Raw genomic sequence first — 7723 nt, forward strand, 5'->3', positions numbered from 1 at the left:
AGAAACTTATTCAAGAATAGACGAAGGGGCCTTGTATTCCTATGAATGGTTTTGGCCAGAAGGCAAGGAGCTCATTTCCCAACTATTTGGCCTTACTGACAGCATGTCTTGCCCGATGCATGAAGACCCGCTCAAGATATTACCTAAACCTCTTAGGTACAAATACATCGAAAAGCTCAATGAAAAGTTACCAGCTAAAAATCATATTTTTGTTCCTGGCAACTTAAATCCAGCCTCAAGATACGTTTACAGACAATTGGAAAAATATTACAAAGGAAACCTGGAAAAAATCTTAACTCACGTTCGAGTTAAGCGAATTGTGATAAGCGAAAAAGATAGGGTTGGTATTGGGACCTTTCAACCAAAAGATGAAAAAAATCAAGATTCAACCGAACTTACCGGAGATATCAATTACCGTAAAATTGCCCTCTATGGTTCCGACTCGGATCCCCGCGCTTTCAATTTTGACGGCGAGCTGAATATTGCCAACCGGGGCTTGGTTGAGTTCATCGAGGTGCTGAAATTGGATGTTGCTTTTCTCTACGACCTTCTTGGGGCCTCACAAGAACACAAAATCAAACCCAAAAAATTCGCCCAAACGGATATTGATGAAGTGATAATCGGACACACGAATGAGCCGGAATATAAAAAACTGCAGTCCAACGAATTTATGGAGGCCCTGCGAGATCGGACGGTCAAGATCGATGTTCCCTATATTACCAAACTTTCGAATGAAATTAAGATCTATGAAAAAGACTATGATAAAGAGAAAATCAGAGGCAAGCATATTGCGCCACATACTTTTGAACTCGCATCCATGTGGGCGGTCCTGACCCGATTAGAAGATCCGAAGAAGGCGCAGCTCACATTAATGCAAAAATTAAAGCTGTACGACGGCAAAAGTCTGCCCGGATTTACTGAAGATAATATTAAGGAATTGCGTCTGGAGACAGTACGAGAAGGGATGGAAGGCATTTCGCCGAGGTACATTCAGGATAAAATTTCAAATGCGTTAGTATCCGATGAAGGAGGAACTTGCGTGAATCCGTTCATGGTTTTGAATGAACTGGAAGAAGGTCTGCGGCACCACTCGTTGGTTACCCGTGAGGATCAAAGGAAGCGTTATAGAGAGTTATTGAGCGATGTCAAAGAGGAATATGAGGATATCGTTAAAACTGAAGTTCAGAGAGCGATTGCCGCCGATGAGGAAGCTTTGGTTCGATTGTGCGGCAACTACATCGATCACCTGAAAGCATATACCCAGAAAGAGAAAGTGAGAAACAAATACACTGGAGCGGATGAAGAGCCGGATGAACGGTTGATGCGCTCGATTGAGCAGAAGATTGACATCCCCGAAAGCCGCAAAGATGATTTCCGCCGTGAGATCATGAATTATATCGGGGCTTTGGCGCTTGAAGGTAAGACGTTCGATTACCGATCAAATGAAAGACTGCAAAAGGCACTCGAGCTCAAACTTTTTGAAGATCAGAAAGATTCGATTAAACTGAGTACTTTGATTTCGAGTGTAGTAGACAAAGAGACCCAGGAAAAAATCGACGTGGTTAAATCACGGATGATTAAATATTACGGTTACTGCGATGTCTGTGCGACCGACGTGCTGAATTTCGTGGCCAGTATTTTCGCCCGCGGCGACATTAAAGAATCTTTGCAATAAGTTATTCCGATGGTCAAAAAAATAGACAAAGATCAGGCACGATTCCGCCAGATCATTCGTGGAAAAGTAAAGAAAAATCTGCGAAAATATATTACCCAGGGCGAGCTGATTGGGAAAAAGGGTAAAGAGCTGGTAAGCATCCCGGTTCCCCAGATCCGTCTGCCGCATTTTCGTTACAGCATCAAGAAAGCCGGTGGCGTCGGGCAAGGAAAAGGTGAAATTGGCACCCCAATTGGCCGTGGCGACGATGGCCAAATTCCCGGCGCCGGTGACGCGCCCGGGCAGCACATTCTGGAGGTCGATGTTTCGCTGGAAGAACTCGCTGAAATGTTGGCGGAAGAATTGGAACTGCCAAATATTGAAGCGAAGGGCAAAAAGAACATTACTTCTGACAAGGATAAATATACCGGAATCAGCCAGGTCGGCCCGGAATCCCTGCGTCACTTCAAAAGAACTTACAAACAAGCCCTAAAGCGGCAATTGATTTCGGGTACTTACAACCCGCTTGATCCTGTGATAATTCCGGTGCGCGAAGATAAAAGATATCGGTCGTGGAAAGTAACATCAAAGCCGGAAAGCAATGCTGTTATCATCTACATGATGGATGTCTCCGGTTCGATGGGCGACGAACAGAAGGAAATCGTCCGGATTGAATCATTCTGGATAGATACCTGGCTGAATTATCAGTATAAAAATATCGAGACCCGGTATATTATTCATGACGCAGTTGCGCGCGAAGTTGATAAAGAAACATTTTATCATACACGGGAAAGCGGTGGCACGATCATCTCTTCGGCTTACAAAACCGCCGACAAAATGATTAATGAATTTTATAATCCGAATGAATGGAACATCTATCTATTCCATTTTTCTGATGGGGACAATTGGGGCGAAATTGACACCGATGAATGTGTTATGCTGCTTAAGGAAAACCTTCTGCCGAAGATAAATCTTTTTTGTTATGGGCAGGTCGAAAGTCCATACGGCAGCGGACAATTCATCCGGGATTTAGAAGATTTTTTGCTTGATGAAGAAAACATTGTTTTGTCTGAAATTCCGGATAAGGATGGCATTTACGATTCGATCAAAGAATTCTTAGGCAAAGGAAGATAGAAAGTTTTGAACGCAAAATACCGTCTGAGCCCTTCTAGATATTCGCTCAAAACTAATAAGATTAATAAGCTGAATCACAGATGAATTTACCAAAAGAACTTGAAATTCAGAAAGAAGAAATTCGAGGCTACGCCGAAAGCTACAACCTCGACTTTTATGAGACCATATTTGAGATGGTTGAATTTGATGAGTTGAACGAAGTGGCAAGTTATGGCGGCTTCCCCACTCGCTATCCTCACTGGCGATTCGGGATGGAATATGAAGAACTTTCCAAGGGCTACTCCTATGGACTGCAGAAAATTTACGAGCTTGTTATTAATAACGATCCCTGTTATGCTTATTTAATGAAATGTAATAACCTGGTGGATCAAAAACTTGTGATGGCTCATGTCTACGGTCATTGTGATTTTTTTAAGAATAATCTCTGGTTTTCGCACACCAACCGGAAAATGATGGACCAGATGGCTAACCATGGCACCCGGATTCGTCGCTATGTCGAAAAATACGGCGAAGAAACGGTTGAAGATTTTATTGAGGTCTGCCTGTCTTTAGAGAATTTGATCGATCCGCATTTGCCGCATATTAAACGCAAAGCGGATAACGGCAAAGTCAATGGGAAGCAGCAGGAAGATTCCGAAAATGGTTCACCAGTCAGACTCAAGAGCCAAAAGTCTTACATGGATTCGTTTATAAATCCCGCAGAATTTCTTGAGGAGCAAAAGCAGCTATCAAAAAAACGCGAACTTGAAAAAAGAAAAAGAATTCCGGAGGAACCGCAGCGCGATATTTTACAATTTTTATTAGAATATGCACCCTTGGAAAGATGGCAGGCTGATATCCTTTCAATCATCCGCGACGAAGCTTATTACTTCAGTCCGCAAGGTCAGACAAAAATAATGAACGAAGGGTGGGCAACTTATTGGCACTCTACGATCATGACCAGAAAATGCCTGACGGACGCGGAATTGATTGACTACGCCGACCACCACTCGGGAACCCTGATGACCAGTACCGGCAGATTGAATCCTTATAAGTTGGGTGTGGAGCTGTTTCGTGACATCGAAGACAGATGGAATAAGGGGAAATTTGGTAAAGAATATGAGGAATGTGAAGACTGGCAAGTGAAAGAAAACTGGGACAAGAATCTCGGCCTCGGTCAGGAAAAGATTTTTGAAGTCCGCAAGCTTTACAACGACTTGATGTTTATCGACGCATTTTTGACGCCCGACTTTTGCCGCCAACACAACCTTTTTGTGTATGAATTTAATGACCGGACGGATTACTATGAAATCTCTGACAGAGATTTTCAAATCATCAAGCAAAAACTGCTTTTTAGCCTGACGAATTTTGGCCAACCGTCAATTTATGTTGAAAATGCGAACTATTTCAATCGCGCTGAGTTATACTTAAAACAAAAACATGAGGGCGTGGATTTGAAAATGAGTGAGGCCAGAGACACTTTGGCCAATTTATATAAAATCTGGACTCGCCCGGTTCATTTAGAAACGATTGTTGATGAGGTCAAGACTCAGTTAACCTTTGATGGTCAAGAGCACAGTGAAATAGAAATTGATTGACGAACAGTTAAACTAGTGAGGTGAAAAATGACACCTGGAAAGGCAGCCGTACAACGTTTACAAGATTACCTCAGCAAACAGAAGAGTCATGATGCAGGTTATCAATTTAGTTGCGATCTCAAAGGGCTTAAGATTCAAATAAATGTTAAAGAGTTTGACAAATTTAGTTTTATTGTGGAAACCCTTCGAATTGAGCGGTCTGATGACTTACAATCTGGGTCAGATTGTTTAAGAAAGCAAGCGGATTTTTTAAAATCTAATCTAACTTATCTGCTTGACAATATTGAAGTGTTTGAAATCGATTCCCTGCAGTCTAAGGCTCAACTGCGCAGCCGTATTCCCGAAGAAAACGACTCTTCTCTTTCGTATTTTGAAATTATGATTGAAGGCAGGAGAGGGGTCGCCCTTGAACGGGTTGTATTTGACAAGCAAAAAAAGCAAAGAAAAAACGCGACATTTCATTTGACCCATGAAACCCTTACCCGAACAATCGATGATTTTGTCAAAGCGATTGAGTTAACTCAATAATCATTTATTGATTGTTTTAGAATTTTGTCTTAAATTAGAAGGCAGGTGAGCTATCCTGCCTTTTTCTTTTTATAGGTCCTACTATAGGCTTTTTATGACTTCTATTAAAACTAAAAATAAAAAGGGCCTTACACCCGCTGAAAAATGGATTATCTGGGGGGTGTTTTGCCTGCTAGTGAGTTTAAGCGCTCAAAGGTTTTCTGTTTTTGCGGGCTTGATGCTTTTTTCTATCGGCATTTCATTCTTTTTAAGAAAAGAAAAGTTGGTTCTCGCTACGATTGTAAGTATTATAGGCATCCTTGCTTTGGGATTCAGTAAATTTCTAATCTAAGTTCAAATAAAAATGCTCATTCGAATTACCCTGATTTCTCTCACTCTTGTAGCATACCATTTAAGTCCTGCTTATTCCCAAAATGATGATAAAATAGCCGTTCTTTGGTGTGATCCCTTGCTAAATATCAGCCAAATTACCAATCGAAACGGAATTATTAATATCATCAATAAAGCGAGAGATTCTGGATTCAAAGCGATTGCATTAGGTGTTAAAACAATTACGGGGGAAGTTATTTATAAAAGCAAAAAAGCGCCGCGGTTGTTCGATTGGCAAGGTTCCCGACTCCCTGTGAGTTTCGATCCCGTACAAGTATTTCTCAATGAAGCCAGGCTAAGAAATATTGAAATCTACGCCGTCTTTTCGCTTTTCTCGGAAGGTCATTTGGTTGAACGAAAAGGGCCAATCTACACAAATCGTCTGGATTGGCAGACAAGAGTTTATGTTATTGAGGACGGAGAACCCACTTTGACGCCGGTCACGGAATGGGGTTATGGAACGGCTGCGTTTGCGAACCCCTTGCTTCGGGAAGTGCAGGATTATGAAATTGCCATCGTGAACGAATTCATTCAGAATTATAATGTGGATGGGCTGATTTTCGATAAAGGGCGGTTTAGCGGAATCGAAGCTGATTTTTCCGATCATTCAAAGAACGAGTTTGAAAAATTCCTTGGAGGAGGACGAAAAGTGAACTGGTGGCCGGAGGAAATCTATGAATTGAAATTGGTAAATGAAGAATCGGAAATCATTCCCGGACCGCTTTTCCAGGAGTGGTTGGAGTTTAGGTCGAAATCTATTCAATCATTTTTCAAACGCCTGATTAATTCTGTTCGCAGCGTGGACACGGCAATTCCGGTGGCAAATTTCGTGGGCGCCTGGTATCCAACTTATTATGAATACGGGGTTAATTGGGCAAGCGAAACCAATGTGCCGGAGGAAGATTGGGCCAGCAGCGATTATCCGAAAACTGCTTTAGCAGAAATATTTGATTATTTGGTTGTCGGTTGTTTTTTTCCGAGAATAACCATGGAAGAAGCGGAGAACGTCGATGCCGAGTGGTGGATGAGTGTTGAAGGGAGCTCAATTATTGCCCGGGAAGTGGTTGGTGAGGCGAGTCCGGTTCACGCTTCTCTTCTGGTTGAGCAATTTAAGAGCAATGCCGACACTTTTAAAAAAGCTTTAAGAACAGCGATAAATCTTAACGATGGTTTATATGTTTATGATTTCAGCCAGATTGAAAAATATAAGTACTGGGATGAATTAGGAGATATACTTAAAGGTGAATCAAAGCCCGCCAGCAAGTTGCCTGTCCTGGCTAAATAATTTTTTATCAGCGTGGTTTTTCAATCAGTATCAATTTTTTTCTATCTTCTTTACCCGCTTCATAAATTCAAGTAGACTCCCAATATTATTTTTGCTGCCGCCCTCGATGATTAAAACGTCATTTGTATTTGACTGAATCTTAATCGTTTCATTTCCTTCCGGATATTTTACTTTCAAAAGTTTTTCATAGGCATCCCTGAATTCCTGTGCTTCTGTTTGAGAATCCCAACTGCTGTAAATCAACAACAATAAGTCACTGTTTTTTTTGTGTTCCAAAACTGCAAAGGAATCTCCGTTCCAACCTTCTGCAGCCGTCAACCCGGCTTCGGCCATTTTATGTTCTGAAAAAATAATCCGCCATTGAATCTCGCCGATCGTGTTGGATTCAAGCAACTTCCAATCAGAAAATATTTTCTGCTCAAAGGAAGGCCACTCAAACTTTACCGGGAATTCATTGGCAAGCCACTTTTCCGGGTGGAGTATTTGTTCAGTTGATACCGGAGGATTTTTATAAAGTTCATCAACTTTTTTCCAGCCCTGCTTCTGTATTTCGAATACGAAACCCATCCCTTTAAGATAAGCTCCCACCATTGTTTCAATCATGAAAGGAGGGATATCGTCCATCGCTTTGATGGCTTTCTCAATGTCTCCACTATGTGCCAAGGGAACCACGCTGCTTTTTAACATTTGCAGCATTGTTTTGACATCCAGTTTGGCCTGCATTTTAATTGCCATATCAAGCATCCCAGGCGCAGGAACAGAGCCAAATTGAGTCTTCAAAGTCCATAAAGTCATCAAATAGGTAGCCTCGCCCTCGACAACTGCTTGACGGGCGAGCACCTCGTCATCATTTAATTCTCCTTGCTCTGGTGAAAGTAAATAGTCATCGAGATTGTGATGCTGATCCTGAAAGCCGTGATAAAGCTCGTGTGCATAAACCGAGCCCAACGCCGATTCCGGCAGGTCCTGCATGACGACATAAAATGTATTGGTGGCCGGATCGTAGTAAGCCGCTGCCTGGCTCTGCATCACTGTCTTAGCCAAAGATTTGAAATCTTTAATTTCCGGTCCCCGGTAAAGGCCGAGTTTGCGGACAACTTTTCCGTAGTTCTTGTCAAGATTACCTGAGAATTGTTTTTCCAGCATTTTGTCAAGATACTTGCCAAAATCTGCAAG

At 42.0% G+C, this 7723-nt stretch carries 6 protein-coding genes; 5 read left to right on the top strand and 1 reads right to left on the bottom strand.

Going from position 1 to position 7723, the window contains the following annotated elements:
- The 5 genes from IH879_15870 to IH879_15890 form a co-directional block, all read left to right on the top strand.
- Window positions 1-1675 (top strand): serine protein kinase (locus tag IH879_15870; GenBank protein ID MCH7676405.1); only part of this gene is annotated, 1675 nt, incomplete at its 5' end.
- A gap of 9 nt (window positions 1676-1684) precedes the next feature.
- A complete protein-coding gene (locus IH879_15875) occupies window positions 1685-2788 on the top strand; it encodes a DUF444 family protein (GenBank protein ID MCH7676406.1) in 1104 nt (367 codons plus the stop codon).
- An 80-nt stretch (window positions 2789-2868) separates the two neighbouring features.
- The gene (locus tag IH879_15880; GenBank protein ID MCH7676407.1) at window positions 2869-4365 is read left to right on the top strand and encodes a SpoVR family protein; all 1497 of its coding nucleotides are present in this window, start codon (window positions 2869-2871) and stop codon (window positions 4363-4365) included.
- A 27-nt stretch (window positions 4366-4392) separates the two neighbouring features.
- Window positions 4393-4893: a hypothetical protein gene (locus tag IH879_15885; protein MCH7676408.1), complete on the top strand. Its 501-nt coding sequence runs from the start codon at window positions 4393-4395 to the stop codon at window positions 4891-4893.
- Between the two features lie 343 nt (window positions 4894-5236).
- Window positions 5237-6547, top strand: a complete 1311-nt coding sequence (locus IH879_15890) for a family 10 glycosylhydrolase (protein ID MCH7676409.1) — start codon at window positions 5237-5239, stop codon at window positions 6545-6547.
- 30 nt (window positions 6548-6577) lie between these two features.
- Here the strand turns inward: IH879_15890 and IH879_15895 are convergent.
- Window positions 6578-7723: hypothetical protein (locus IH879_15895; protein ID MCH7676410.1), on the bottom strand; the 1146-nt coding region annotated here is incomplete at its 5' end.

It is taken from the genome of candidate division KSB1 bacterium (assembly GCA_022562085.1).
Classification (GTDB): Bacteria; Zhuqueibacterota; Zhuqueibacteria; order Oceanimicrobiales; family Oceanimicrobiaceae; genus Oceanimicrobium.

Bases quoted from the DNA above. Each gene is read 5' to 3' on its own strand.
- IH879_15875 (MCH7676406.1), top strand. From the start codon at position 1,685: ATGGTCAAAAAAATAGACAAAGATCAGGCACGATTCCGCCAGATCATT.
- IH879_15880 (MCH7676407.1), top strand. From the start codon at position 2,869: ATGAATTTACCAAAAGAACTTGAAATTCAGAAAGAAGAAATTCGAGGC.
- IH879_15885 (MCH7676408.1), top strand. From the start codon at position 4,393: ATGACACCTGGAAAGGCAGCCGTACAACGTTTACAAGATTACCTCAGC.
- IH879_15890 (MCH7676409.1), top strand. From the start codon at position 5,237: ATGCTCATTCGAATTACCCTGATTTCTCTCACTCTTGTAGCATACCAT.